The sequence below is a fragment of the Gynuella sunshinyii YC6258 genome (genome assembly GCF_000940805.1).
Lineage (GTDB): Bacteria > Pseudomonadota > Gammaproteobacteria > Pseudomonadales > Natronospirillaceae > Gynuella > Gynuella sunshinyii.
In genome coordinates, this window is sequence record NZ_CP007142.1 from 6,309,551 (window position 1) to 6,335,763 (window position 26,213).

At 49.6% G+C, this 26,213-nt stretch carries 25 protein-coding genes and 1 pseudogene; 8 read left to right on the forward strand and 18 right to left on the reverse strand.

Features of this window, described 5'->3' with window-relative positions:
• Positions 1-117: 117 nt before the first annotated feature.
• Positions 118-2,004 (reverse strand): carbohydrate-binding protein, encoded by a 1,887-nt coding sequence (locus tag YC6258_RS26135; RefSeq protein WP_044619472.1) that lies wholly within the window; start codon positions 2,002-2,004, stop codon positions 118-120.
• A 354-nt stretch (positions 2,005-2,358) separates the two neighbouring features.
• Positions 2,359-4,149 carry a type IV pilus assembly ATPase TfpB gene (gene tfpB / locus YC6258_RS26145; protein WP_044619474.1) on the reverse strand — a complete coding sequence of 597 codons (1,791 nt, stop codon included), beginning with the start codon at positions 4,147-4,149 and terminating at the stop codon, positions 2,359-2,361.
• Between the two features lie 24 nt (positions 4,150-4,173).
• On the opposite strand from tfpB, the gene YC6258_RS26150 reads away from it, so the two are divergent.
• A complete protein-coding gene (locus YC6258_RS26150; protein WP_044619475.1) occupies positions 4,174-4,365 on the forward strand; it encodes a hypothetical protein in 192 nt (63 codons plus the stop codon).
• Between the two features lie 4 nt (positions 4,366-4,369).
• On the opposite strand, the gene YC6258_RS26155 is transcribed toward YC6258_RS26150, so the two are convergent.
• Complete coding sequence (locus YC6258_RS26155; protein WP_044619476.1) at positions 4,370-5,830, reverse strand: CYTH domain-containing protein; 1,461 nt, start codon at positions 5,828-5,830, stop codon at positions 4,370-4,372.
• 261 nt (positions 5,831-6,091) lie between these two features.
• On the opposite strand from YC6258_RS26155, the gene YC6258_RS26160 reads away from it, so the two are divergent.
• The 3 genes from YC6258_RS26160 (at position 6,092) to moeA (ending at position 9,957) form a co-directional block, all read left to right on the forward strand.
• Entirely contained in the window at positions 6,092-7,855 is a 1,764-nt protein-coding gene (locus YC6258_RS26160) for a histidine kinase (protein ID WP_169749038.1), read from the forward strand.
• Positions 7,856-7,986: 131 nt separating this feature from the next.
• Positions 7,987-8,652, forward strand: coding sequence for a two-component system response regulator NarL (gene narL / locus YC6258_RS26165; protein WP_044619478.1), 666 nt, complete (start codon positions 7,987-7,989; stop codon positions 8,650-8,652).
• A gap of 69 nt (positions 8,653-8,721) precedes the next feature.
• On the forward strand, positions 8,722-9,957 hold the full coding sequence (moeA, locus tag YC6258_RS26170; protein WP_044619479.1) for a molybdopterin molybdotransferase MoeA: 1,236 nt from the start codon (positions 8,722-8,724) through the stop codon (positions 9,955-9,957).
• A 101-nt stretch (positions 9,958-10,058) separates the two neighbouring features.
• Here moeA and pfkA read toward each other — a convergent pair whose 3' ends face one another.
• Positions 10,059-11,027 (reverse strand): 6-phosphofructokinase, encoded by a 969-nt coding sequence (gene pfkA, locus YC6258_RS26175; RefSeq protein WP_044619480.1) that lies wholly within the window; start codon positions 11,025-11,027, stop codon positions 10,059-10,061.
• A gap of 302 nt (positions 11,028-11,329) precedes the next feature.
• Positions 11,330-11,812, reverse strand: a complete 483-nt coding sequence (locus YC6258_RS26180) for a 2-thiouracil desulfurase family protein (RefSeq protein ID WP_044619481.1) — start codon at positions 11,810-11,812, stop codon at positions 11,330-11,332.
• Between the two features lie 29 nt (positions 11,813-11,841).
• Here YC6258_RS26180 and YC6258_RS26185 point away from each other — a divergent pair, with 29 nt between their 5' ends.
• A complete protein-coding gene (locus tag YC6258_RS26185) occupies positions 11,842-12,771 on the forward strand; it encodes an AEC family transporter (protein ID WP_044619482.1) in 930 nt (309 codons plus the stop codon).
• 144 nt (positions 12,772-12,915) lie between these two features.
• Here the strand turns inward: YC6258_RS26185 and YC6258_RS26190 are convergent, their stop codons facing one another.
• Both YC6258_RS26190 and YC6258_RS26195 read right to left on the reverse strand, forming a co-directional pair.
• Positions 12,916-13,266, reverse strand: a complete 351-nt coding sequence (locus YC6258_RS26190) for a hypothetical protein (RefSeq protein WP_044619483.1) — start codon at positions 13,264-13,266, stop codon at positions 12,916-12,918.
• A gap of 353 nt (positions 13,267-13,619) precedes the next feature.
• Positions 13,620-14,123 (reverse strand): HEAT repeat domain-containing protein, encoded by a 504-nt coding sequence (locus YC6258_RS26195; protein WP_044619484.1) that lies wholly within the window; start codon positions 14,121-14,123, stop codon positions 13,620-13,622.
• 322 nt (positions 14,124-14,445) lie between these two features.
• Between YC6258_RS26195 and YC6258_RS31480 the strand changes: the two genes are divergently transcribed.
• Positions 14,446-14,559 (forward strand): hypothetical protein, encoded by a 114-nt coding sequence (locus YC6258_RS31480; RefSeq protein WP_425402646.1) that lies wholly within the window; start codon positions 14,446-14,448, stop codon positions 14,557-14,559.
• Here YC6258_RS31480 and YC6258_RS26200 read toward each other — a convergent pair.
• The 5 genes and pseudogenes from YC6258_RS26200 to YC6258_RS31110 all read right to left on the reverse strand — a co-directional run bounded on the left by YC6258_RS26200 (position 14,531) and on the right by YC6258_RS31110 (position 17,059).
• Positions 14,531-14,950 (reverse strand): DUF6896 domain-containing protein, encoded by a 420-nt coding sequence (locus YC6258_RS26200; protein WP_044619485.1) that lies wholly within the window; start codon positions 14,948-14,950, stop codon positions 14,531-14,533. The two genes, YC6258_RS31480 and YC6258_RS26200, sit on opposite strands and share 29 nt — an antisense overlap.
• 3 nt (positions 14,951-14,953) lie before the next feature.
• Positions 14,954-15,145 (reverse strand): annotated as a pseudogene (locus YC6258_RS31485) (ParB N-terminal domain-containing protein); the annotation flags it as partial.
• A gap of 85 nt (positions 15,146-15,230) precedes the next feature.
• The gene (locus YC6258_RS30040; RefSeq protein WP_144407752.1) at positions 15,231-15,440 is read right to left on the reverse strand and encodes a hypothetical protein; all 210 of its coding nucleotides are present in this window, start codon (positions 15,438-15,440) and stop codon (positions 15,231-15,233) included.
• 379 nt (positions 15,441-15,819) lie between these two features.
• Complete coding sequence (locus YC6258_RS26210) at positions 15,820-16,203, reverse strand: hypothetical protein (RefSeq protein ID WP_044619487.1); 384 nt, start codon at positions 16,201-16,203, stop codon at positions 15,820-15,822.
• Positions 16,196-17,059: an RHS repeat-associated core domain-containing protein gene (locus YC6258_RS31110; protein WP_082070908.1), complete on the reverse strand. Its 864-nt coding sequence runs from the start codon at positions 17,057-17,059 to the stop codon at positions 16,196-16,198. Before YC6258_RS31110 ends, YC6258_RS26210 begins: the two co-directional genes overlap by 8 nt.
• A 10-nt stretch (positions 17,060-17,069) precedes the next feature.
• On the opposite strand from YC6258_RS31110, the gene YC6258_RS30045 reads away from it, so the two are divergent.
• On the forward strand, positions 17,070-17,240 hold the full coding sequence (locus YC6258_RS30045) for a type II toxin-antitoxin system RelE/ParE family toxin (protein WP_211264592.1): 171 nt from the start codon (positions 17,070-17,072) through the stop codon (positions 17,238-17,240).
• A 35-nt stretch (positions 17,241-17,275) separates the two neighbouring features.
• Here the strand turns inward: YC6258_RS30045 and YC6258_RS26220 are convergent, their stop codons facing one another.
• Together YC6258_RS26220 and YC6258_RS29340 are read right to left on the reverse strand one after the other, a co-directional pair.
• The gene (locus tag YC6258_RS26220) at positions 17,276-17,623 is read right to left on the reverse strand and encodes a hypothetical protein (protein ID WP_044619489.1); all 348 of its coding nucleotides are present in this window, start codon (positions 17,621-17,623) and stop codon (positions 17,276-17,278) included.
• A 10-nt stretch (positions 17,624-17,633) separates the two neighbouring features.
• Positions 17,634-18,473, reverse strand: a complete 840-nt coding sequence (locus YC6258_RS29340) for an RHS repeat-associated core domain-containing protein (RefSeq protein WP_082070909.1) — start codon at positions 18,471-18,473, stop codon at positions 17,634-17,636.
• 554 nt (positions 18,474-19,027) lie between these two features.
• On the opposite strand from YC6258_RS29340, the gene YC6258_RS26230 reads away from it, so the two are divergent.
• Positions 19,028-19,228 (forward strand): hypothetical protein, encoded by a 201-nt coding sequence (locus tag YC6258_RS26230; RefSeq protein WP_044619490.1) that lies wholly within the window; start codon positions 19,028-19,030, stop codon positions 19,226-19,228.
• A 3-nt stretch (positions 19,229-19,231) separates the two neighbouring features.
• On the opposite strand, the gene YC6258_RS26235 is transcribed toward YC6258_RS26230, so the two are convergent.
• The 4 genes from YC6258_RS26235 to YC6258_RS26250 form a co-directional block, all read right to left on the reverse strand.
• The gene (locus YC6258_RS26235) at positions 19,232-19,864 is read right to left on the reverse strand and encodes a hypothetical protein (protein ID WP_044619491.1); all 633 of its coding nucleotides are present in this window, start codon (positions 19,862-19,864) and stop codon (positions 19,232-19,234) included.
• Between the two features lie 8 nt (positions 19,865-19,872).
• Positions 19,873-20,787 (reverse strand): RHS repeat-associated core domain-containing protein, encoded by a 915-nt coding sequence (locus YC6258_RS26240; RefSeq protein WP_082070910.1) that lies wholly within the window; start codon positions 20,785-20,787, stop codon positions 19,873-19,875.
• Positions 20,788-20,963: 176 nt separating this feature from the next.
• On the reverse strand, positions 20,964-21,371 hold the full coding sequence (locus tag YC6258_RS26245) for a hypothetical protein (protein ID WP_144407753.1): 408 nt from the start codon (positions 21,369-21,371) through the stop codon (positions 20,964-20,966).
• Between the two features lie 110 nt (positions 21,372-21,481).
• Positions 21,482-26,209: an RHS repeat-associated core domain-containing protein gene (locus YC6258_RS26250; protein ID WP_044619494.1), complete on the reverse strand. Its 4,728-nt coding sequence runs from the start codon at positions 26,207-26,209 to the stop codon at positions 21,482-21,484.
• Between the last annotated feature and the right edge of the window lie 4 nt (positions 26,210-26,213).

Genomic DNA, 26,213 nt, shown 5'->3' on the forward strand with positions numbered 1-26,213 from the left:
TCTTCAACAGATGATGAGGTTCGTGAAATCATTAATGCTCAAAGCGCTGCATGAGCCGGGCGTGATTGTTGATATATCTGTAACCCGGCCAGATTAGTCCCTGGATTAACCTGATGATCACTGTACAGTTAAAACAGCATCCAGCCCTGGATGATCAGAAGGGGCAGCAGAAAACTGTTGTGAACTACCACCGAATCCTTTTGCCAGAATACAGTCGATGCCGGCATTACCAATGAGGTTCATTCCAGCTTCGAGAGCTAAGGTACTGACGTCCGAACCACGGCAATCACTATTGAAATCACCAACCACAATGGATGGGTATGCGCTATACCGTCTGACTTCTGCTGCAGTTTCATAAGCATTGGCCCTTCTGGATGAGGCACTTTCATGATCCCAATGAACCGTTAACATCACATATTCCAACCCATCTTTAATGAGTTTGACCGACTCACCGGTACGAGTCGCATTAGGACCATCCGTCATGTCAAAGCGCCGGCTCTCCAGCAATCGGTTACCTTTACAGGTATTGATAAATATTTGGTATTGTTGCTGCCAGCATGAACCCAGTGCCGCTCCCAGTGCATCGGCTTTACTGTAGTCAGTCGGCATGCCGGAGCCAATCCTCCAATCCTGCACACCTTCCTGAATACCAACCACATCGACATCACGGGAGCGAATCAAGTTAGCATAAGTACCAGCAGACTGAGGCATGGTGGCCCAGCCATACACATTCAATGACATGGCTTTTATCGTGGTGTCGTGATGGCTGTCGTCGATCACCGTCGAAGACAATTTAAACTTATCCAGATCGAATATGCCGGAGCCTGATTTGCCCACCAGATACAGATCGTGAACACCCGAGGTTGGTTGAATATTGAAGCTTCGCGATTGATAGTTGCCCCAGTTACCTGTTGAGGTCATCGTATACTGAGCGATCATCGGGCCTGTTGGATTATCAAGTCTGAGTTGCACAACCCCATCGCTGTACTCACTTGCGACCGTCAGGGAAATACTGCGTGCCTGGTTGCCAAAATTGACTGCCTGGTATTTGATCCAGTCACCGGCATCAAAATAGCCAATGCCGGCATTGTTTCGTTCTATTCCCTGCATATCATCGTATGCTTCGGCCTCAATCACCTCATACGCACTTGAGCGGATGTCAAAAGAATGGAAATTAAACTCCCCAGTCTCAAATACCACTCGAATGGTATGCAGGCCGGCGTTAAGTTTGATACTGACAGCTGCGGTTTCTTTCCAGTTCTGCCAGTCACCGGTTCCTGAAAAGCTGATCGTATCGGATTTTAAGGTCGTGGCACCGGATATCTCATAGTGAAAACGGCCACCACTTCCAGTGGTAGCGATATTGGCTGAAACATCAAACGTGCCGGCGGATTTGACGTTCACTGTGTACTGCAGCCATTCACCCGGGCTTATCCAGCCAACGTTGAAGCCACCCAATGAGGATGTTTGAATATCGACATCGTCTGTACGGTATTCATTACCGGTATTGCCGCTGGTGGTATCATGATATGAAGCGCCTTCGCCGCCTTTATCATAGTTTTCAGCAGCGACGATACCAGGAACACTGAAAGGAAACCCGAGATAGGGTTCAGCGGCAGCATCACTGATGCCACCCGAAAATACGTGCGATTCTCCCTGACTGTCGTAGGCCAGACCATTTTTCTGATACGTAACAGAGTAGCTGACTCTGTCACCCGACGATAAATTTGAAAGGACATATTCGAAACTTCCGTTTCCTTTATTTATCATCTGAACGTTTTGCTGAATACCATCATTAATCTGATAGTGAATGATGCAAAAACTTTCACTCTGGTATCTGATTAGCAGTTCATGATCACTGACTTCCTGGTGTTCGGCATTAGACTGAAAACCGACAAGCAACAAGAACGTGGTGAGCATTAAAAAGTGAATATACTTACCGATAAACGTTAGAGCATTCTGACCGGTGTGTGTGTTTTTGATTCGAACATGATCTACCGCCATAGGATTCCTTTAACATTTTAATTGTATTTGTTAACAATGTTATCGGCTATGTTTTGGCTGTCTATGGGGAAATCAGAATTCCTAGAAGTCCAACACATTTATAATAATGTCTTGGTACTCATACTAACGAAAAAAAATAACAGCAAACAACTCTTAAGTCCTGTGCTCATCTGGTATCGCCTGGAAGCAAAAACGAATATTCCCTGTTTCATGCGTTTTATTCAGTGAGCAGCGTTTTATGAATGAATAACACTCACCCCGATGGGGTAGAGTGTCATTCAGAAACATGATCAACAGACACATTCTATTAATAACAGACAGAATGTGGTGAAATGTGATTGGCGCTTCTGTGACCTACTTCATTCTTGATTCGGGAGTGACACGCATGACCTCTTCCGGTGTGGTCAGGCCAGCAGCAACTTTCTTGGCTCCGCTTAAGCGCAGAGTGTGCATACCCTCTTTAATAGCCTGATTACGGAACTTCACAAGGTCCACATCATTGGCAATGAATTCGCCCAGCGTTTCAGTCAGCAGAAAAATTTCATATAACCCGCTACGACCCAGGTAGCCGGTGTTGCGACATTCCAGGCAACCAGCCGGTCGATAAATTCTGGACGGTGGCGGCGCATTCCAGGGATGGGTCAGCTGCTGCCAGTCTTCTTTGCTGATCACACTTTCTTGCTTGCAATGGGGACAGAGAGTTCGTACCAACCGTTGCGCCATAACCCCCAGCACCGTCGATTTAATCAGATATCCGGGCACCCCCAGATCGAGCAACCGGGTGATCGCGGTGGGAGCATCGTTGGTGTGCAGGGTGCTCAATACCAGGTGACCGGTCAACGCTGCCTGAATGGCCATTTGTGCCGTTTCGAGATCACGAATCTCACCGATCATGATGATGTCAGGGTCCTGCCGAAGCAATGCCTTAACACCATCGGCAAAGTCGAGTTCGATATTGTGCTGTACCTGCATCTGATTGAATGCCGGCTCCACCATCTCAATAGGGTCTTCAATGGTACAGACGTTTACTTCGCTGGTGGCCAGCTGCTTTAGCGTAGAATAGAGCGTAGTGGTTTTACCGGAGCCCGTGGGCCCGGTGACAAAAATGATACCGTTTGGCTGAGCAGTCATCTTATGCCAGCGGACCAGCTCCTCCTCGCGAAAACCCAGCTGCTCAAACGGTCGTAACAACACCTCGGGGTCGAAAATCCGCATCACCAGTTTTTCGCCAAACGCCGTTGGCAGTGTCGACAGCCGCAATTCGATCTCATCACCTTCCTGGCTCTTGGTCTTCAGACGCCCGTCCTGAGGCTTGCGTTTTTCGGCAACATTCATGCGGCCCAGAATTTTGATCCTGCTGGTGACCGCCATACCGACCTGTATAGGCATGTTATAGGCCAGGTGCAACACCCCATCGATACGAAAACGCACAAATGCCTGTTCGCGACGTGGTTCGATATGGATATCACTGGCCCGCTGATCAAATGCATACTGGAGAATCCAGTCGACAATATTGATGATGCCTTCATCGTTGGCATCAGGGGATTTCAGGTTGCCGAGTTCCAGCAACTGTTCAAAATTGCCAATCCCGGCACCGACCCGCTCGCCACTTTTGGTAGCGCCGGAGACCGATTTCGCCAGTGTGAAAAACTCCACACTGTAGCGCTGGATATCATCCACAGATGAAATCACTTTTCGTACGCTCTTGCGGGTAACCTGTTCAACCGTTTCTTCCCAGCCTCGAATAAACGGTTCGCACGTGGCGATGATGACTTCGTGTTCGTTGACTTCGACCGGCAGCACCCCCTGGCGTTTGGCAAACTCAAATGACATCACCTGAGTTACTGCCCTGGCATCGATCTTCAGTGGGTCAATGTGATAGTAAGGGAACCCTGTCTGCTCACTCAGCCACTCTGCCAGCACACCAGGCGACAGTTTTTTACCCGGTCGTTTCTTCCATTCGAGGTCAAATGCAGCAATCTGGATCATCGGATGTTGTGCTGAAAAGTCAGCGCCTCGCGGCTGGATCAGCGCGTTTTCTGCGGCGTCGCGGAAAATCATACCATCGCTGACCAGCGCATCGATAAGAGAACGGAGTTGTAGTTTTCCCGTTTTCGGGATCAGGGATCTTTGTCGTACCACCATAGAGAAGAAACGTTACTGTCATGGATGAATGAAGAAGAAAACATGCTGGACCAAACCACGTTGATTGGCCAGTGGCCAGAGCAAGAAACGGGGAAGTTTCCCCGTTTTTACACAATCATGTTGATGAGCCCGCGAAAAATGGCAGCGGTTTTGATGCCAATCAAATCGAAAAGCTATCGTCAGCAATTCCGCCCCGGACGACTACCCAGGACATGACGACTTAAATACCATTTGCCAGCTTCTGCGCCAATACATTCAGATTACGCATCACCACAGGCTGAGTGCGGGCCCAACTGTTGACGGACTGCTTTTCTTCAAAGCTCAGCCGCTGTAACCAGTCACCCAGACGCGAGACAACATCCATGGCATTGAGTTCCACCAGATTATCCTCGATATGATTGAGTTCATTGCGCATATGGGTCAGCTCACAGCCCAGCATCCCTTCCAGGGTACGACAAAGGTGATTTAACCCCTGCACCATAGGCTGACGCTCCAGCCAGTAACTGGCATTTCCCCCACATTCAGACAAGTGCAACGCTGCGCACTGATGACGTAAGGGTTCCAGAATAGACTCACTGATGGCGATTCTGGCCCGTTGATGCATATCATCGTCGTAGTGATCACGCCATTGCTGACCATGCAGCCAGACACTCAGGGATAACAGACGTGAACCAAATTCAGGTTGCTGTTCAAGCGCCTGCAACTGTTCAAGAGCATGTCGCGCCTTGGTCTGTTGCAAGGCTTCACTGGCGGTACGTGGCGGGTCGTTGGCCTGACGGCTGAGAGCATAACAGGCTGGCCACCAGTTCAACATCGGATTGAACTTGTCTTCCAGCCAACCCAAAGTTGCCAACGGTATTTCCAGACAGGGCCTGGGCAGAATGTCTTTGAACAACAGGAAATGAGTCCGAATATTGCCGAGCGTACTGCGAAAACTGTACAGGTGTGTCCAGTTCTGACTGAAATGGAAGGCCTCCCATTGACGCTGAAGACTTTCCAGCTCAAAACCAAGCAGGGCGGCAAATGCGGCTTCTACTGTATCGTCCGCGTTCACTACCGGCACTTTGGCACAGGCTCCAGTTACGTTGTTGATCAGCCGATAGCCGCGCTCAGCTTTACTGATGTCACTCGGTACCAGCGGAATATCGCCACCAAGCTGACGGGCCAGCTCAAACAGCGCAGAAACCTGACCACGTTTGAGTTCCAACTCCACTTCACAGATAGGATCACGCTGGTGGCCGGCTTTGACTTCACCCTGGTCAAGCACCACTTCCACTTCAGTGCCATCTTCCAGTTGCAACAACCAGCACTCCCGCTCGAAATCGGTGGCAAATTGCTGGCGAATTTCAGCCGGGTTGACATGCTCCGGTATCAAACCGGACGGAATCATCGACAGATCCAGGGCATCGTGTTCAAGCAGCCATTCATGCTCGGTTCGCTGGTGTAGCCCGGCGATGTTACTTCCCCCCGCTTTGACTGTCTGGATAAATTTATTGCCCTGACAACGAATGCGCAGTGCCGTTCCAGCTTGAGTTAAGGCCTGATCAACGGTATCAAAATAACGATTGGATAATGACCATGTGCTGGATCCGGAACTATAGCGGGAAAAGACCTCATGCTGCCGGAACTGCGGAATGTCGTCTTTCGACAACACCAGTTTCAACTCAATTTCCTGTCCCATGTGAATACTCCTGTTGTAATTTTTTCGCAACGGCACAAACCTTTGCTCTTCCAGAACCGGAAAGCCCGAGAACAAAATCCACCTCAGACACTTTTCGGACTATCCTTAACAAATGCTGAATCATACCTAGGCCGGTGGCATCTAAAAAGGCAATCTGTTACAAAATTAATCAGATGTCGTACTTTTTGTATTGCCAGCCAGAGGTTCTGTGTTGTATGGGCTGACAATATCACTAATTTTCAGGTTAGAGTGTCGATTATCGTGTTACCAAAACTTTCTTTAGTCGTTAAGCTAAGCAGTCTGTTTACCCTGATCACGATACTGGCACTGGTCAGCATGGGTTACTCACTTCTGGTTACCCAGATTACCGAAGGTGATGCCGCCGCCATTAACGTCAGCGGGTCACTGCGCATGCAATCTCACAGAATGGCCTCAAGACTGCAGCAGCCGCAGTTGCGATCTCAATTACCGGCTCTGGCAATCGAATTTGAAAACAGCCTCTATTCCAAGACTCTTGCGGACGTTGTGCCCGACAACTCAAAACACTCTACCTACCGGCAATATCATCTGGTACTGGATACCTGGATTCGTCTGAAACCGATGATACTGGGGCAGCAACCAAAACAATTTCTCAACGAAGTAGATGAATTTGTGAATCACATTGATGTGCTGGTGCGGGAGTTTCAACACAATTCCGAAATTAAAATTCAACGCTTGCGTCAGGTTCAGGCCATTGTCATCAGTCTGACCATCATCATCAGCGTCTTGTTAATCTACGTGCTGCGCCAGAATATCGTAATGCCGCTAAAACAATTGACCGTCGCCGCCGAACAATTACGCCTGGGAAACTTTTCCACTCAGGTGGGTTATCACTCCAAGGATGAACTGGGCCTGTTAAGCGAAACGTTTGATAACATGGCACAGGACCTGTCTGAACTGTATGGCGACCTTGAAACCAAGGTGATGGATAAAACCAAAGAAATTCAGCGTACCAACCGAACGCTGGAACTGCTGTATAACGCCAGCCGCACATTCAGCCGGCATCCCGATCAGGTACTGGTGCTGGTTCCAAGTATTCTGCAACAACTGGCCGATGCCACCAGGGTACGCAAAATCCGTTTTTTCAGTCAGGATGATCTTAAGGACGATATACCTTCCGTCCGTTATTATCTCTCGGCGCTGGAACGAGCCGGTGTCAATGCCAAGGGCCCGGTTGATGTCATGGACAACGATCAGAGTCTGTTCCCGGTACGCTTTAAAGAACACCTGCTGGGGCTGGTAGCCTGCTCAAACCCGATACATTTTGAGGACTGGCAGATACAGGTCATTAACACGATGACAGACATTATCGCCAATGCAATCCTGCTGGCTGATCATGCCGCCAATGAGGCCCGGGTAGCGCTCGCCAGCGAGCGCGCCATCATTGCCCGGGAACTGCACGACTCCATTGCCCAGAATCTCTCCTATCTGAAGATTCAGCTCACCCGGCTGAGACTGCGGTTACGGGAGCCCTATGATGCTCAGGATGTAGAGGCGTTATTGCAGGAGTTCAGCGATGCTCTGAACAGCAGCTATAAACAACTCAGGGAGCTGATTACCACTTTCCGGCTCAAAACCGAAGCCCAGGAATTGCATCAGGCATTGCAGACCACCATCGAGGAGTTCAATCAATACAGTTCGACGGATTTCCAGCTGTACTATGACCTTAAGAACCAGCTCGCTCCCAATGAAGAAGTCCATGTGCTCCATATCATTCGTGAATGCATGTCCAACGTGATTAAACATGCCAAAGCAAGCCACTGCCGTGTATTGCTGCAGAATCAGCAGGACCAGGTGGAAGTGACCATCGCAGACGACGGCGTCGGCCTGGGACAGGATGCCCGCAAGCCCGGACATTATGGTCTGAATATTCTGCAGGAGCGGGCACAACGGCTGCGCGGCGACATTAGCTTTGCCACACCGACGCAAGGCACGACAGTGATTCTGACGTTCACGCCACAAACCACGCCTGCTGCTGCCGGGTAATGCATTACAAACGGACTCAGAACTTGTCCAACAGCAATCCAGGAGAGACATTTTCCATGTTAAACTCGAATGCTTCAGACACAGCATTCATGCGACTACCTATAACAAGCGCCAGAGCAGGAGAGATATCCATGTCTGACCATTCCGCCATCGAAACTATTGCAGATGTACTCATTGTCGATGACCACCCGATGATGCGTCGGGGTCTGACGCAGTTGCTGGAAATGGAACCCAGACTGAATCCGGTCGGTCAGGCCTGCAGTGGCGAACAGGCAATTAAAATGGCCATTCAGGATGAACCCGATTTGATCCTGATGGACCTCAACATGCCGGTCATGGATGGCATTGAGACCATCCGGCAGATTCGCAATGCCGAAGTCCACTCAAAAATTATCGTTTTCACCGTGTCCAATGATCACGCAGATGTATTTAGGGCTCTGCGCGCGGGTGCCGACGGTTATCTGCTAAAGGACATGGAGCCCGAAGATCTCATCAAGAGCATCCTGAACTGTGCTGGCGGGCAGCAGATTTTCAGCCCCGAACTGATGGATGTGATTTCCAAAGCCCTGCGTGACCGCAAGATCATCAATGGCCCCAGTCCGGCCGATCTGACAGATCGGGAGCGGCAGGTGTTGAAACTGATTGCCGATGGCCAGTCCAACAAAATGATTGCCCGCGACCTGGATATCGCGGAAGGGACCGTCAAGGTCCACGTCAAGCGACTGCTCAGCAAACTGGGCATGCGGTCCCGCGTGGAGGCAGCCGTCTGGGTAGTGGAGAATCAGTGGCTGCTCTGATCACCAAACATTACGCCATCTTATTTTTTGCGTGCTGAAAAGCACTCAACAACCTGATTAGGAGCCACCATGAGTTGCTGTGACACGCCCGCAGGGCTATTACCATTTGAAACGGCGCTTTCCCGCCTGTTGGCAGAGATACATCCAATAGCAACACAACAAACGGTCGAACTGGGGCAAAGTATTGGCCGGGTGCTTGCTGAACCCGTGATCAGCCGCGTCAACGTTCCCCCCTACACCAATTCCGCCATGGACGGTTACGCCATTCACCTGACCGAACCGGCCGCTGCCAGTTATCGATTGATCGGTCGCTGCCTGGCCGGACATCCATTCGAACAGACCGTCGCTCCGGGAGAATGTGTACGCATCATGACCGGGGCACAACTGCCACCCGGTGCCAATTGTGTGGTCATGCAGGAAAATGCCACTCTTCTCGATGATGAAACCGTGGCCTTCAGTGACGGTCTGGTGCTCGACCGGAATATCCGCCATGCCGGTGAGGACATCAGCGCTGGCGCGACCGTCTATGACGCGGGCCACTGTATCAACACCGCCGACATCGCCGTGTTCGCGGCACTGGGTATCGCCAGCGTGTCGGTCAAACGGCAACTGAAAGTGGCACTGCTGGCATCAGGCGATGAACTGAAACTTCCAGGCACCACTCTGAATCCGGGAGAGCTGTACGAATCCAACCGTCCGGCCATTCATGCCATGCTGACCAGAATGGGCATTGAAGTGCGGGATTTCGGCATTATCGCTGACGATAAAGAACAACTGAAAAGTGCCTTTCTCAGTGCCGCAGAAGACTGCGATGCCATCATTACCACCGGTGGCGTGTCAGTGGGCGAAGCCGATTACACCAAAGATATTCTGACCGAAATCGGCGAAGTCAACTTCTGGAAGCTGGCCATTAAACCCGGCAAGCCGGTGGCGTTTGGCCGTATTGGTCCGGCGGTGTTTTTCGGTCTGCCCGGCAATCCGGTTTCGGCACTGGTGACCTTTCACCAGTTGGCGGTACCGGCCCTGAAAAAAATGCAGGGGCACGAACAGATTCACTACCCGACCCAGACCGCCATTGCCGCATCTGATTTTAAAACATCACCCGGTAGAACCGACTTTCAACGCGGCATCTTGTTCCATGACGATCAGGGCCGACTGGCGGTTCGCAGCACCGGCGCTCAGGGCTCACATATGTTGACCTCGCTGACCCGTGCCAACGGCTACGTCATTCTGGCACCGCAAACCGAGCCGGTAAGGACTGGGGATTTAGTCAAAGTACAATGGTTTGATGCACTGCTGGGGTAAGCAGGCAGGCAGATGGAAGAAGGTGGATTAGTAACGGGGTCAGGGAAAGCCATGCGGGTGACGGCGTTAACCAGTCACCCGTGAGATGATTTCGATCCGGATCAGGCCAGTTTGATACTCAGATCAAAGAGCTTGTCATTGAATGGCCGACGCATGTTTTCCATGGCATCAATGATATCGTGATGCACCAACTGGTCATTATGAATACCCACACAACGCCCCCCCTCGCCCTGTACCAGCAGATCCACAGCATAGCTGCCCATCCGGCTCGCCAGCAAGCGATCAAATGCCGTCGGATTGCCACCACGCTGAATATGACCCAGGATAGTGGCACGGGTCTCCAGACCGGTTTCTGCCTCAATTTTCTGAGCCAGGGCATTGGCATCGGTGACTTTTTCCGTCAATGCCACAATCGCATGTTTCTTACCACGACCGACCTGAGCCTTGAGCTTGGCAATCAGATCCGCTTCGTCGAGCCCACGCTCAGGGACAATACAGAACTCGGCCCCACCGCCAATGGCAGCAGAGACCGTTAAATCACCGCAGTGACGTCCCATAATTTCAACAATGGAGATCCGATGGTGCGAAGTACTGGTATCACGCAGACGATCGATCGCTTCCAGCACAGTGTTCAGAGCGGTGAAGAAACCAATTGTGTAATCGGTACCATTGATATCATTATCAATAGTGCCCGGCAAACCAATGCAGGGATATCCCATTTCAGTCAGAGCCTTGGCACCCATATAACTACCATCGCCCCCAATCACTACCAGTGCATCGATATTGGCAGCCTTCAGATTTTCCACCGCTTTTTCGCGCACACTCAGCTCTTTAAACTGAGGGAATCGGGCAGAGCCAAGCACCGTACCACCCCGGTTAATGATGTTGGACACAGACCGCCGGGTAAGCTCTTCAATATGATTCTCGTACAACCCCAGATACCCGTCGTACACACCATATACCTGCAAACCCTGATCAATACCGGCTCTGACAACGGCCCTGACAGCTGCATTCATCCCTGGAGAATCACCACCACTCGTTAACACACCTATTTTCTTAACCGCTCCCATTTTGGAACCCCCACTCAAGTGAATTTGGTAATAAAATTACAAAATCATCCATCATTCAGCAATCAGAATCCTGATATTTTCAGTATCTATTGATGTTGCTCAGTTTCCCCGGCGTCGCTCCACAACGCAATCAGAGTTCAACCGTAATCTCAGACAATTCAGAATTTTAGTGACTTAATCGCCGCAAGACCGGCTTGCCAGCCTGTCGCCAGCACAAAAACCCAGGCCTCTCAAAACGTTTCGGCAGCTGAAAATAATGAAAAAAAGACCTGCGGCCCCGGACTTGAAAATGAAATTTTATTTCATCCTGAACCCTTATCACAGTCCGTTACCTGTGTTTGCCAGTATTTCCAGGCCTGATCAATCTGATGCTGACTGAATACTCGCACGCCGGCCTGCCGTAGATATTGAACCGTGCGTCCCTCCCCTTCCCGGATTTGACCACTAAAGCTGCCATCGTAAATATGTGAGGAACCACAGGAAGGACTGAGATCAGTCATGATTGCCATGTTTATATCATAGTCTTTCACCAGCTTTTGCGCCTGCCGGGCACCCAGTTCAAAGGCCCCGGTTACATCTAACTGCGAGTGTGTGACAATACGGTGATCAGGTTGAATTTCTGCAGGCTCCCGCGGCACACTGAGACCGCCTGCCAGTTCAGGACAGAACGGCAGCAGCTGACCCGCCTGCTGCCATTGATGGAGTATCGGACTGGTGACGGGTTTGCCTTTGCCATCATACCGAACGGGCTCTCCCAACAGACAGGCACTGATCAGAATCTTCATTGGCTACACCTCATCACTTCAGGATCGTTATGTCGTTAATTCACGCGCTTTTTTCGGCCATCAATGTGACCGGCCCCATTCTGCTCATCTTAGCGTTGGGGATCTGGTTTAAACACTCCAATTTCGTCAATGACCAGTTCGTGATCGTGGCCAATCGTCTGGTTTTCAATATTTCACTGCCCAGCCTGCTGTTCATTTCCATCGCCAATAAATCGCTGACAGATTCCCTCAACCCCAAGCTGGTGATATTTGGGGCCGTTATGACCCTGATCATCGTCGCGGCACTGTGGCTGATTGCCCCGCTGATCACAGACAAAAACAAACGTGGCGTTTTTGCCCAGTGTGCATTTCGCGGCAACATGGGCATTATCGGTCTGGCGTTATGCATCAATGCCTATGGCGATGCCGGTCTCGTCAGCGCCAGCGTGTATGTTTCGTTTATGGTTATTTTGTACAACATCCTGTCAGTGGTACTGCTGAACGCCGGAGATGTTCGCTCACAGCTACGGAGCATTCTGAAAAACCCACTGATTATCGGCGCGGTGCTGGGAATCCTCTGGAGCTTGAGCGGCATACAAGTCCCCTTTCTGATCAGCCGCAGCGCAGAATACTTTGCCCACCTCACCATTCCACTGGCCTTGCTGGCCATCGGTGGAACACTGAACTGGCACTCAGCCAGATCCAACCAGCGGGACGTACTCTGGATCACCGCATTCAAACTGATGATCATTCCCATGGTCACCGTCCCGATTGCACTGTTGATGGGTTTTCGGGGAACGGATCTGGGAATCCTGTTTATGATGATGGCCACACCCAGCGCCTCGGCCTCCTACATCATGGCCCGCGCCATGACCCCCTACGGCGCTCTGGCAGCTGAATCAGTTGCCCTGACAACAGCACTATGCCCGTTTGCAATTACACTGGGCCTGGCGTTATTACAGACCCTGCAATTGGCGTAGTGAGTATTCAGCGAAACTGGATGCGGTTAGCTTAAACAGCCACTGGCTGATTGTTATCGGCATAAATGCGTCCATTCAAAGCCGGGATACCTGAAAGGACTTTAACTGGTATCTACGGAAAATCAAATGGCGAGCGGTAGGAGTTTAATTTATGCCTGCTGCTCCGATGACCTCAATGCCAGATGGTTTCAAAGATTTTATACTTTGGATAATCATGCTAACTTCTTGTTGAATCAACTTTTCGTATTCATCATCAGATATCTTTGGATTTTCAGACAAACGATCCCATTTCAGCATGACTTCATACGCGTTCAGACTTACTCCCGCTGGAGCCAATCCTTCTGATAGCCAGTTAACTTTATGAGCAACAACCGTTGCAGTTTCACTGTTAAATTCCAGCGATACACCTTTCTCATTAATGTCACTGACCCTATCCCAAAACTCCTGGATAGCCGCATCCGAGAACTCATCGTGTTGTAATTCAATCAGTTTCACATGTTCTCCTTACCGGGCTGTTGAGTGATCCAAACAGGATACCCTGTTTTAAAAATCCGTCATATGCATCAACCGAACGTACAGCTGGGTAGTCTCAACCGAGATGCTGGTAGGACTGGATATCACCACTATGGAAGGTTTTACTGAATCAGGTGTATGGGGAGGTCGGGGCGGTCAGGCTCTGGCGGTAGCGGGTTGGGCCGCTAAACAGAACAACCCCGGTTCGGGGCCGCTTGGGGGTAGGTGTCCAGGGAATTCGGAAAACCATGCAAGAATTTGTTATGAATTTAAGTTATTTATAGCTGATTTAGCTGCTTCACAAACGCCCTCATCTTCATCATTTGCAAGTATTTCTAGAGCGGAATAGCCTCTTTTAACCCTAATTCTGACAATTCATCTGCAACATTTTGGCGTACAATGGCATCATCGTCTTTGGATGCTTCAAGAAGTCGTCGATAAATTTCATCAATGGGAAGAATAACCTTTAAATAGCGTAATGCAGCTCCTCTAACATATGGAGACTTATGATTTTGTAAGAAGACTAGGTCATCTAATTTCAGCTGAATATTTAGTCGTACTAAGGAATCTAAAGCGCTGCTAATTACCAACGGATCGCCATGAGTTAAAAAAGGTAGAAGCAGCTCATCACTCCCAACAACAGTAAAACCTAATCCAAATATCGCCCCACGTAGCTGACTACCACTAAAATTTTGGATATTTTGAATTAAGTACTCCGGAGCCTGCTGAGATATCTGGTATGCGATGACATCATAAAAATCGTCATCATCTATTTTGCAATTAAAAAGCTGTTCTAACTCTTTTAAATTAAAACTAGCTATATATAGAGATTCCATCATAGTAATCACCTAGACTTGTCACACAAAGATCTAATTTCCGATAAACTCATTCCTCTAAATCTTAAGGGAAATTCTGACTGAATTGATCAAGTTTATGGGTGTCCTTTTTATTCTCTATTCTCCTTAAACACATTTATTGATTAAAAGGAAGCCCATTTCCGTTACCACAATATAACCATCCTCTTGGATAAATATGTGAGTAGCATCAAAGCGATAGTTCATAGTAATTTCCTGACTAATTTCCGCCTGTTGTCCAGCGTTGAGTTTGCCCATTTTCGCGCCACCCAGACAACAACACTGGTCTGATCTGATCCATCAATGGTTGGTCAGTGGACAGTCCATGGCGGCGTTCTGTCGCCAGCAATGGATATCCATTCCCTTCATTAGCTCAACCAACAACACCGTAGCTATAGTATTTTGTAAAATCCATCGCTAACGGAAACCAACTTTTTCTCTTCAAGTTTTTTTAGCAAATCTTTCAGGTTATCTTCGAGTGCTCCCGAAACAATGCCTACAGATTTCAGAGCTTTTCGTCCCTCGCCACCAAGAGCTCCAAAATATGTAGAAAGCCCCCACGCATCAAAACAGGTCACTCCCGCTTGTACATCATGGAAATCCACCTTCCGCTTACCATTCACTTCCTCAAACAGTACACCGAGCCCGTGCTTCTTAAACGACCATTGAGCATCGTCAAACTCGACCACTCCAGAGCCCGGGACATTGAGCAGTAGAGAATCAACTTGACCAGACACCCCACAGAGAAGGGCTGACCACAACCCAGTCTGCAAATATATAAAGGCTTTTACATGATTGATGAAAACATCCATTATTTACCACCTATTGGAAAGACCTAGTGCATGTGCAGCCTCAGCTGCTTGCTGCTCATATTTTGCAGCCGTTGCTGGGTCAACCTCGTGAATACGAATCGGGACTTGATCAAGTTTGACACCACCAGCCGCTCTGGCTCTATGGTGGCCATCAATTATGATCTTACGACCATTCACCTCGACTACATCAATAGGTTGAGATTGATCGTAACCATTTTTCGTGTCCTAGCAAGTTTATGGGTGTCCTTTTTATTTTCTTTCAGAGAGAACAGCCCCGGTTTTACCGGGGCCGATCTATTATTAGAGTGGGTGTCCCATTAACTGTTGCTCCGACGTACACGAGTCCGGCATCGGCGATGCGTTGGTGATGGTGGAATGTCAGTTCGCGGGTGTCACCATCTCCTGTCACTCTGCCTTCGTTGCCGTAGGGGTCGTAGTCTTTACTCCAGACCATCTGGCCGCTGGCGTCGGTGACCATGACGGGATTCATGGCGAGGTCGCTGTGGATGTATTCAACGGTTTCTGTCTGGGTATCGCTGCCTGTGAGGTTGGCAACGGTCTGGCCGTTCAGATAGATGTGAAGGCTGTATTCACCATCGGTACTGTGTGAGGCAAGGACTTTGTGCTGATCATCACGCAGGTAGCGTTCGGTGCGGTTGTCATTCTGTCTGGCAACAAATTTATGGGTGTCCTACTCTATTGCTACTATTCGTTCTACTCTATTCGTTCAGAGAGAACAGCACCGGTTTTACCGGGGCCGATCTATTATTAGAGTGGGTGTCCCATTAACTGACCGGGTCCCGGCAAATACTCTTCTGGAAGCCGATTACCTCCACCGTTCTTTGTAACATTAAAATTTAAGCTTAAGTTTAGCCAATACTCACGCTAGAAAATTTACTGTTTAGTTGCTCTTCTATATCACAATCAGACTCAACATACATAGAACTACTATCGTGTAAGCCGCATTTTATACACGTACCATTTTCAAGCTTAAACTCAATATCCAACCAATAGAATATTTCTTCATTATTACTAACTACGTTAATCACCTCGTCTAAAGAAGTTTCAATCTGGTCTTGAGGTTCGAAAAGCAGGTCATCCCAAGATGAAACCTGCTCACCATAACCTACAGCTCGATGAATAGTTACTTTAACGACATTGCTTTTAAACAATGTAATTAAAAGTCCTATCAGGATTCCCAATGGGAATCCTGTTTTAGAGTTATCTTTGTCGTAAATCCAATATCTAGTCATAATCTAAAGGCTCACCGTCTAATCTTTTAAATCCGCCTCTTGGAGCAGTCTTAGGATTATTGGGTACTAATCGATGTTGATGAGGCACCCAATAATGTTGGTCCGGGAATCCATGGTCTGTAAAATCTATGTCCTTTTTTGGAATCAAGTTACCACTGTCATCGTAACCCCATGTCCGTGCTTGAGGCTCAGATCCATATTTAGGTTTTGATCGTCCTAATTGTGTGTGAGGTAGGTCTGAGTCTGGAATATAGTCTCTGCCATCTGTTGGTAATTGCCTGTCAGGTGTATAAGAGCCCGGTTTTGCTTTCTTTGTACCCCTACCCCAAAAACCTTTTGGAATAAACTTCTCAAGTTTACGTGTTACCAATCCCAACGAAGCGGTACCGGCTGCCTTGCCCAACTCCTGCAAAACCGTGCTCGGGTCGTTCAGGATATTGTTAATCGCTTCACCAAATGCCCAACCTGCCTCCCATGCACCATATAAAACCAGTCCTCCGCCAAGAATGGCCAGAGGACTCTCCGGATCCGTATACGCCAACGGATTATCCAATCCATAATGGAACCGATTCACACCGGTCACAGCTGCGTCAGGCACTCCGACCGGATCAGGGGATATAAACCGCCTTAGCCTGGGACTGTACCACCTTGCTCCGACGTACACGAGTCCGGCATCGGCGATGCGTTGGTGGTGGTGGAATGTCAGTTCGCGGGTGTCCCCGTCTCCTTCAACGGTTTCTGTCTGGGTATCGCTGCCTGTGAGGTTGGCAACGGTCTGGCCGTTCAGATAGATGTGAAGGCTGTATTCACCATCGGTGCTGTGTGAGGCAAGGACTTTGTGCTGATCGTCACGCAGGTAGCGTTCGGTGCGGTTGTCATTCTGTCTGGCAACAAATTTATGGGTGTCCTACTCTATTCGTTTTCAGAACTACCGCATTATTTATCTGGTGAAGCCCGATTACCTCTATATCGTCGCCGTGGTTCATGGCAGTCGGGATCTGACCAGAATGGAAAGCAAGCCTTGGGAAGTTGTTTAAGCAAAGCCCGCCAAAGCAGGCTTTGAACGGTTTTTCTATTCGCTACGCAACGTCCACCAACGGCAATTTAATTCAGGCTCCAACTTAACCCAGGCTTCTGAAGTCACACCACCAATATCAAACACAACATAAACACCAGAACCAGAACCATCACGCCAAAGCTCAATGGATTTCACCTTTTCCGAAGAAATTGTTGCCACTTCGCGCCCACTGCAACGCAGTACAACCTGGAATGATTCGGTAACCGCGCTGAATGAGATATCAATTTGTAGTTCCCCGCTGGCTGCCGTCTTTACGTAACGGCAATAGGCCATGCAGGGGTCTTCTTCGACTGGCTCAATGCCAAATGCTTCCAAGAAATCATCAGTACTCGGAAAATTCATATCAACTTCCTCAGTGAAAGGGAATCACAGTGCTTAGTCGGCGCGAGCCATCTTCGAGAACTTGGAACGTACTCTCAAATGTGGCAGCCTTGCCGGACGGCCCCATGAACAGCGATTCCCGCACTTCAAAATTTCCGTACTGATTCGAGAATGTCCGTGCGATGTTTCCTTCAGCTTGAGCTGCAGCACTAAGGTGCTCTGTCAACATTTGGCGACCTGCCGCCGTATCTGGAACACCGAGTCTTTTCATTTCAAGGGCCAACTGATTCGAGCGAGCTGCGTTATGCGCATTGCTGGAAACCCGTCCAAACAGGTAGTCAAACTTGCCGGGAGCAATCTCTATTCCCTTTGTAACCCTACCCCAAAAACCTTTTGGAATAAACTTCTCAAGTTTACGTGTTACCAATCCCAACGAAGCGGTACCGGCGGCCTTGCGCAACTCCTGCAAAACCGTGCTCGGGTCGTTCAGGATATTGTTAATCGCTTCACCAAATGCCCAACCTGCCTCCCATGCACCATATAAAACCAGTCCTCCGCCAAGAATGGCCAGAGGACTCTCCGGATCCGTATACGCCAACGGATTATCCAATCCATAATGGAACCGATTCACACCGGTCACAGCTGCATCGGGCACTCCGACCGGGTCTGGGGATATAAACCGCCTTAGTCTGGGACTGTACCATCTCGCTCCGACGTACACGAGTCCAGCATCGGCGATGCGTTGGTGGTGGTGGAATGTCAGTTCGCGGGTGTCCCCGTCTCCTGTCACTCTGCCTTCGTTGCCGTAGGGGTCGTAGTCTTTACTCCAGACCATCTGGCCGCTGGCGTCGGTGGCCATGATGGGATTCATGGCGAGGTCGCTGTGGATGTATTCAACGGTTTCTGTCTGGGTATCGCTGCCTGTGAGGTTGGCAACGGTCTGGCCGTTCAGATAGATGTGAAGGCTGTATTCACCATCGGTACTGTGTGAGGCAAGGACTTTGTGCTGATCATCACGCAGGTAGCGTTCGGTGCGGTTGTCATTCTGTCTGGCAACAAATTTATGGGTGTCCTACTAGAGAACAGCCCCGGTTTTACCGGGGCTGTTCTATTATTAGAGTGGGTGTCCCATTAACTGCTTCATTTCATCAAGAGATCATGTGGCAGGAAGGGTCAGGACCAGACATATTGAAAGTCTCTCAATATTGAGGGATGGGGTAGATTTTGTTTGACAGTCCGGGGGCGTCCATATATGTCCTTTTTATTTCCTTTTTTCAGCAGAGAGATCAACCCCGGTTTTACCGGGGCCGATCTATTATTAGAGTGGGTGTCACATTAACTCCAGTGAAGACACGGTGACCATCCGCCTAATCTCAGCGCGACCGGCCACCAAACATGAGATTCGGCAATACGAAGGGTGATCTAATGCGTGATGAGTACGATTTTTCAAAAGGCGAACGCGGCAAATTCTTTAACCCCAACGCTAAAAAAAATCTACCGGTTTACTTGGAAGCGGAAGTACTGGACTATTTTGCAGAGAAGGCCAAAGCCAAAGGCGTTGAATTAAACGCCCTGGTCAATGACCTGCTGAAAAAAGACATTGCTTTAATTGAAGGGGTTAAGTAAAGGTCAAAGATTCTCGTAAACAGCAGAATATCTTTTCTTAAGACCTGGATTACCTAAATGGCTTTCCATCGCTGATCGCGCCTTCTCTTGCTCTCCCTTAAGCAAGTACGCTGCGGTCACATACACATACCAATGCTGCTGTTTAAGCAAGCGATCATCTGAAGATTCGTATGCTTCCAGCAAATCATCAATACTCTGTAAGCTCTCAAGCAAATCAACGAGCCACTGCTCCATGAAAGAACAGATCGCTACACCTATCTGCGAATAATCGCCTGCACTTTTAGTAAACCAACGCTCATGATTTTCTTTTGGCGCACTAATCTCAATAGGTTGCTTGAGTAAAATATCAGGAGCATTAGCAAGTAGCATCTTGTTGCCATTGACTAACCTCAAAGCCTCCTCGGAGACAGAAGGTATTTTCCAGACAAAGAATGGATGAATGTGCGCTTCGGCATCTTGCTCATACCTTGGAAAAAAGTCTGTGACAAAATCAATTTCCTGAATCGACTCCGCAAGCTTCCTTTTATAAACAAGTGATCCTTTGCGCCGCTTAAAATTGTACTTTGAAAGGGCCTGGTCAACAGGCCCATCCAACATTTCAAGCAAGTTAGCTTTTGCTGATTTAATGTCATTCATATGGTTATTTACGGAACTCGAATTTCAAGCGAACGGCCAACGCTAACACCACTGCTATTGCCGACACCTACCGCAGGATTATAAGTGTTCACACCGCTATCAAAATTTCTCTGTGCTGCTGTCTTTGTAGCAGATCCAGACTTAACTTCTAAGCCGATAGTTCTACCTCGTGGGCTAACAGCAGCACCATCGTATACTCGTAATTGACCGTCTGCATTTCGAACAGACACGCGGCCTTCAATTACACTCCAGCCGGGCTTTTGTTTAACCGCATCCCAAACCTTTTGTTCTGCGGCGGCTCCTGCTGTACCTGGGCCATTAGGGCTTGCGAATTTTCCATCAGCTGTACGCCAACCGTTGTTCCATTTGGCTCCACTGTTTGTAACAGTCTTCCCACGCTTCAAAGCCTTAACCAGTTGCACACCTTTTGAGAAGACTCCGCCTCCCACCACTCCCATGGCTGCAGCTCCGGCAACCTGTCCCCATTTGAATTCATCCTGCACACCTGTGGCGATAAAAACCCCTTGCATCGCTGCATCAATTGCAGCACCTGCCAGCGCTCCCACGATCAGGTTGACAAACTCTCCATCCGGATCCGTATACGCCAACGGATTATCCAATCCATAATGGAACCGATTCACACCGGTCACGGCTGCGTCAGGCACTCCAACCGGATCAGGGGATATAAACCGCCTTAGTCTGGGACTGTACCATCTTGCTCCGACGTACACGAGTCCGGCATCGGCGATGCGTTGGTGATGGTGGAATGTCAGTTCGCGGGTGTCCCCGTCTCCTTCAACGGTTTCTGTCTGGGTATCGCTGCCTGTGAGGTTGGCAACGGTCTGGCCGTTCAGATAGATGTGAAGGCTGTATTCACCATCGGTGCTGTGTGAGGCAAGGACTTTGTGCTGATCGTCACGCAGGTAGCGTTCGGTGCGGTTGTCATTCTGTCTGGCAACAAATTTATGGGTGTCCTACTCTATTCGTTCAGAGAGAACAGCCCCGGTTTTACCGGGGCCGATCTATTATTAGAGTGGGTGTCCCATTAACTGCTAACTTCAAGTTTATGGATGTCCTTTTTTATCATCATTAAGTGCAATCATAACCATCCATTACCAACTAACTCATCGAGACTTTTACAATCTAATATCTCATTTTGGTTGAAATGCTCGACACAGCACTTATTTTTGATCAATTTTTTATCAAGTCTATTTCTTATGAGATCTTCAGCATGTGCCAAATCGAGTCTCAATCGAACAAGATGCTCATGGTCCGGTGGATCCTTATCACCAAATAGTAGATAAACAACTTTTAATTTCCTGTAGACAAACAGCAGCTCTTTTTCTGATAAGCAGCCCTTCTGTTTCATCAGTCTAGAAAACAGCCTTGTATCAAATTTTGGTTGCTCTACAGCTTCATCTGAATACTGATCCATATCGACAACATTTGCATTTTTGAGCCTATTCAAAACATTCTGGATAGGCGTTCGCTCAGCAAAGTAATTCACAAGACTCTCCCATGTACTTCCATAGGACCGATCAATAGATAACTGTAACTGTCGTAGAAGTAAGTAAAGACCCACTAAAAATCTACGGTCAAATGGAAAGCTAGCCACAATTACTCCCAAAGTTTCCACCAGGATGAATTCACAAATTTAGCATTTGTCCCCTCTAATGAAACAGCACTGTTAGAGGGGATGATTCCTGTATTGCGGGATGAACCAATGAACGTTTGTCGGACCGATGCTTTAGGTACCTGGAGTTCTACAAACGCACCTCTACCATATGCTCCCATTTCAGCAGAGGCTGTTTCCGCTGAACCAAACGGGGCTACTTCAACATGCACCCCTACAGTGCGATCCATGCCCGCCGGCCGAGCCGGATTTATTGAATTATTGGCCTTTATACCTTTCAAACCATTTGGAGATGTATGATGCCTTACGGTTACCAAGTCTTCAGCTTTATCGGCAACCTTTTTTCCGCTCTTCAACGCCTTGGCCAGTTGCACACCTTTTGAGAAGACTCCGCCTCCCACCACTCCCATGGCTGCAGCTCCGGCAACCTGTCCCCATTTGAACTCATCCTGCACACCTGTGGCGATAAAAACCCCTTGCATCGCTGCATCAATTGCAGCACCTGCCAGCGCTCCCACGATCAGGTTGACAAACTCCCCATCCGGATCCGTATACGCCAACGGATTATCCAATCCATAATGGAACCGATTCACACCGGTCACAGCTGCATCGGGCACTCCGACCGGGTCTGGGGATATGAACCGCCTTAGTCTGGGACTGTACCACCTTGCTCCGACGTACACGAGTCCGGCATCGGCGATGCGTTGGTGATGGTGGAATGTCAGTTCGCGGGTGTCCCCGTCTCCTGTCACTCTGCCTTCGTTGCCGTAGGGGTCGTAGTCTTTACTCCAAACCATCTGGCCGCTGGCGTCGGTGGCCATGATGGGATTCATGGCGAGGTCGCTGTGGATGTATTCAACGGTTTCTGTCTGGGTATCGCTGCCTGTGAGGTTGGCAACGGTCTGGCCGTTCAGATAGATGTGAAGGCTGTATTCACCATCGGTACTGTGTGAGGCAAGGACTTTGTGCTGATCATCACGCAGGTAGCGTTCGGTGCGGTTGTCATTCTGTCTGGCAACGAGTCCGTTGTGTCCATCGTAGTGAAATTGAGCAGTCTTTCCTGATGGGCTTTGCGCTGATACCAGGTTGTGGCGTTGGTTCCACTGGTAGCGCCAGTCGCCCAGTTGTTCAATTCGTCCCTGGGCATCGGCCGTGATGCTTTGAAGGGTTGTAACGCCACCGTTGATTTCCTGTATGGCCCTGGGAATATTACGGTTGGAGATGTAGTAACTGATCTGATGGTCTGAGGCCAGTGTCACGCCGGTAATGTTGGAGTTGCTGTCGAGCCCGAATTCCTGGTTGCCCCAGTAACCGGTACTGCTGAGCAGGCGGTTGTCACGATCGTAGCGGTAGAGTTTATCTGCCTCACTGTGCAGTGAGTCCTGAATGGCCGTCAGGTTGCCCATGGCATCCCGTTGTGCGGTTTTACTGAACTTGCCGGCCAGTTCGGTACCGGTACTCCAGAGCCGTTCGGGGTCCAGACTGAATTGCTGTACCTGGCCATTGCCATAGGTGAGTTGGGTGATGGCACCACTGGGATGGTATCGAATATGACGAATGTAGCTGCCTACCTGGGTCGGTCGACCAAATGCATCGGGCGCATAGTCAACCGCCAGTCCACCCGGATAAGTCAGACGGCTTAACTGATCGTTCTGGTCATACTCATAGGAAACCGTCTGGGTATCTGACAGCGGGCTGGCCAATACCGAACTCAACGAGATCAGGTTGTTGTTCAGATCATAGTCATAGACGCGGCTGGCAATGCCGTTGCGGATTTCAACCAGGTTGCCGCTGCCGTCATAGCGATACTCAACGTCCAGAGTGGCATCGCTGTAGGTGGTGGCGATCAGTCGTTGCAGGCCATCATAGGCATAATGCTCAGCCGGCAGGTCGTTCTGCTGCATGGAGGCCAGCAGTCCATTACGATGATAAGTGTAGGTCCGGGTACCTTCCTCATAGGAAGTCTGGCTGGTCAGCTGAAAGTGATCATTGTATTCAAAGTCATGCAGGGCCTTGGTGTATATTTGGCCTTCATCGCCGGGTACCGGGGTGCCCTGAATGATTCTGGTGCGTTGCCCAATCCGGTTAAAGGCATAGGCGGTTAACGTGCCGATAGGGCTTTGAGTACGGACCTCATAGGTGCTCTGACTGCCGTACCGCCGGGTATGCTGCCAGACGTTGCCATTTTCGTCCTGTACCGAGGTCACCGTACCGTTGTAGCTATAGTTCCGGGTGTTGCCATCTGGATAGGTCACCCGTTCCAGACGCAGATCATATAGCCAGTCATAGGCGACGGCAGGCCCTGTCTGACAGCCGGCGCTGTTGGGATACCAGACCTGACTGACCTGACCGTTCAGCAGATATTGGTAGCTTTGATAGAGGGTTTCGTTTTCGCCGGTCATTTCATGACACAGCAGTTGACCGTTGTCGGTATACGTCAGGGTTTGCTGTAAAGGCCCTCGCGTCATGTGAATCACATTGCGCTGGTAGCTGACATCAACAGGGTTGCCCAGGCTAAAACCGATCCGGGAAACTCTGCCGAGATCATCGTAGGTATAGGTTTTGGCTGACCCACGGGCATCGGTCTCTGAGGTGACATACCCCCCTGTGGCCACGGTTCGATCATAACTCTGTTCGTCATTGCCCAGGGTGGTGTGTCGAGCCACGCCATAGTGATAATCACTGTGCTGTTCGAGAATATCCCCTTCCAGCGAAACCTGCTCCAACAGTCCATAGCGGTTGTAACGGTAATGGTGGGTGATGCCGTTGATGGTCTTATCGGTCAGCTGAAGCTGTGCGTCATATACGTTGGTGGTGACTGAATCGTCACCGGCAATATTGCTACTGCCATGGGAATTGGAGGCACCGAGCAGGGTTTCAGACGTCACCAGCGAGGGATGCCAGGCCGTGGTGGTGGGTGTCAGATAAGTATACTGGTATTCTTCATAAGCGTTGCTGCTGACAAAGGTGGAATGCAGTGGATTGCCGAACTGATCCAGGGAGTTGTGAACGATTTGTTTCGGAATGCCCTGGTTGAAGGTCTTCGAGCTATTGAGCACCGGGAACGCCGGAGGTCCACGATAAACGATGCCGTTATGGGTCAGGACGCTTTTTTGGTTGCCGATGGTTTTGAAGGTAAAACCGTTGGTCTGGTAAGACGCCAGATTGCCGTTATGAGCAACAGTTGCGGTGAGAACGGTCATCCCAAGCATATGAAACTGGCTGCCCAGGGTACTGGTGCCATCACCGTTATCCACCACGCTGATGCTGTTTTCCAAAAACGGCTGCCCGGCCACAAAGTAATCGGTCTGGGTATAGCTGTCCGGGATGGGGGTTGCACACGCGTCACGATAGGGCCCGGTTACGGTTGTGACATCATAGTGGGTGTAACCCGGCGCGTAGTCGCGTTCCAGATTCTGGGAGTAGTTATAACAGGTATAGAAATCATCCCGACCGATATTTTCGTGATGCACTGACCGCACGTTCGGGATGATCTGCTGGGTATTTTCTCCCGCATTGTAAATCGTCGCCTGATAATCAAATGTCAGTGAATTGCCCACTGGCAGGGTCACTGATTTCAGGTGAAAACCATCGGGATTGTTGGCGTTGCTGATATCCCCGCTGAATGAGTGGTAGGTATAACGATAGCGCTCATCTTCCGGCAGAATGACTTCGTCCAGGGTCATACCACCGTTGACTCCACCAGACTGTGTGGCGACGTTAACGGGCGTATGAGTGTAGCGGATGGTGTTGGTGCCATTGGGGCCTGGATACGTCAGCGAGACCAGCTGTTTGTAGTCTTCACTGGTATCGTAATTAAACTGCACATAACGATCATCGGCGGGATCTTCAATTCTGGTCGGGTATACGCCGTTGTAGACATCGGTTTCATAACGGATGTTCAACTGGTTGCCATGCAAATCTTCAATGTGGGTAACAGGCAGCCAGCGTAAGCTGTCGGTACTATCACCGCCCAGATAACCCGACGAGAGGTCAAAGGTGTAGTCGATGCCTCCCGGTGTGGTGGCGACAAAATCCCCCTCATCATTACAACGACCAATGATGCCTGAGACGGTGCGAAAAACATGCTCACCTTCACCCGTGACACCATAAAACTGTTCGACGCTGTAATCCGGCATTTCAATCAGCGGGTTATAGCGGATTTCATCGGACGGTTGATGACATAATCCGCCATCCTGCAATCGATACGCCTGAAACTTCAACCGCCCAAAATGCAGATCCCAGCCAAATCCAAGGGGTGACCAGCGCAAATCGGCGGTGACGTTGGTGCGGGAGCGGTAGTTGCGATTGACCACGATGGGTAAGCCATTGCCTGACAACGACACATCGGTCTGTGAAATCACCAGTTGGCCGTTGTGATGGCTGATGGTGTAGTCAAATGCCGAGCCGTTCAAGGTGGCTGCACCATCAAAACCCAGGCGGTCATAATACGGAATATCAAGGGTATCTATGTCGCTGATATCCGGTATGCCCGATAACGTTCTGAGTGTCGTTACTGCCTTGCGAGCCGGTATTGACTGGCTTGAATACACCTCTGTTGCGGGTGGAACAAGTTCATCCGATACCAATGGTTTATTGGCCTCAGGCAGCTTAATGATCTCGCCAGGCGCATGAGTGGCATGAGCAGGAATGGTAATGGAAAGTGCCGACAGGCATAGTATTGTGGAAAGAAAAATGTTCGTTCGTTTCATAAAC

Coding starts and splice junctions, on each gene's coding strand:
- YC6258_RS26135 (WP_044619472.1), bottom strand. CDS start 2,004: ATGGCGGTAGATCATGTTCGAATCAAAAACACACACACCGGTCAGAAT.
- tfpB (WP_044619474.1), bottom strand. CDS start 4,149: ATGGTGGTACGACAAAGATCCCTGATCCCGAAAACGGGAAAACTACAA.
- YC6258_RS26150 (WP_044619475.1), top strand. CDS start 4,174: ATGAATGAAGAAGAAAACATGCTGGACCAAACCACGTTGATTGGCCAG.
- YC6258_RS26155 (WP_044619476.1), bottom strand. CDS start 5,830: ATGGGACAGGAAATTGAGTTGAAACTGGTGTTGTCGAAAGACGACATT.
- narL (WP_044619478.1), top strand. CDS start 7,987: ATGTCTGACCATTCCGCCATCGAAACTATTGCAGATGTACTCATTGTC.
- moeA (WP_044619479.1), top strand. CDS start 8,722: ATGAGTTGCTGTGACACGCCCGCAGGGCTATTACCATTTGAAACGGCG.
- pfkA (WP_044619480.1), bottom strand. CDS start 11,027: ATGGGAGCGGTTAAGAAAATAGGTGTGTTAACGAGTGGTGGTGATTCT.
- YC6258_RS26180 (WP_044619481.1), bottom strand. CDS start 11,812: ATGAAGATTCTGATCAGTGCCTGTCTGTTGGGAGAGCCCGTTCGGTAT.
- YC6258_RS26185 (WP_044619482.1), top strand. CDS start 11,842: ATGTCGTTAATTCACGCGCTTTTTTCGGCCATCAATGTGACCGGCCCC.
- YC6258_RS26195 (WP_044619484.1), bottom strand. CDS start 14,123: ATGATGGAATCTCTATATATAGCTAGTTTTAATTTAAAAGAGTTAGAA.
- YC6258_RS26200 (WP_044619485.1), bottom strand. CDS start 14,950: ATGGATGTTTTCATCAATCATGTAAAAGCCTTTATATATTTGCAGACT.
- YC6258_RS30040 (WP_144407752.1), bottom strand. CDS start 15,440: ATGAATCCCGTCATGGTCACCGACGCCAGCGGCCAGATGGTCTGGAGT.
- YC6258_RS26210 (WP_044619487.1), bottom strand. CDS start 16,203: ATGACTAGATATTGGATTTACGACAAAGATAACTCTAAAACAGGATTC.
- YC6258_RS26220 (WP_044619489.1), bottom strand. CDS start 17,623: ATGAATTTTCCGAGTACTGATGATTTCTTGGAAGCATTTGGCATTGAG.
- YC6258_RS29340 (WP_082070909.1), bottom strand. CDS start 18,473: ATGAATCCCATCATGGCCACCGACGCCAGCGGCCAGATGGTCTGGAGT.
- YC6258_RS26230 (WP_044619490.1), top strand. CDS start 19,028: ATGCGTGATGAGTACGATTTTTCAAAAGGCGAACGCGGCAAATTCTTT.
- YC6258_RS26235 (WP_044619491.1), bottom strand. CDS start 19,864: ATGAATGACATTAAATCAGCAAAAGCTAACTTGCTTGAAATGTTGGAT.
- YC6258_RS26250 (WP_044619494.1), bottom strand. CDS start 26,209: ATGAAACGAACGAACATTTTTCTTTCCACAATACTATGCCTGTCGGCA.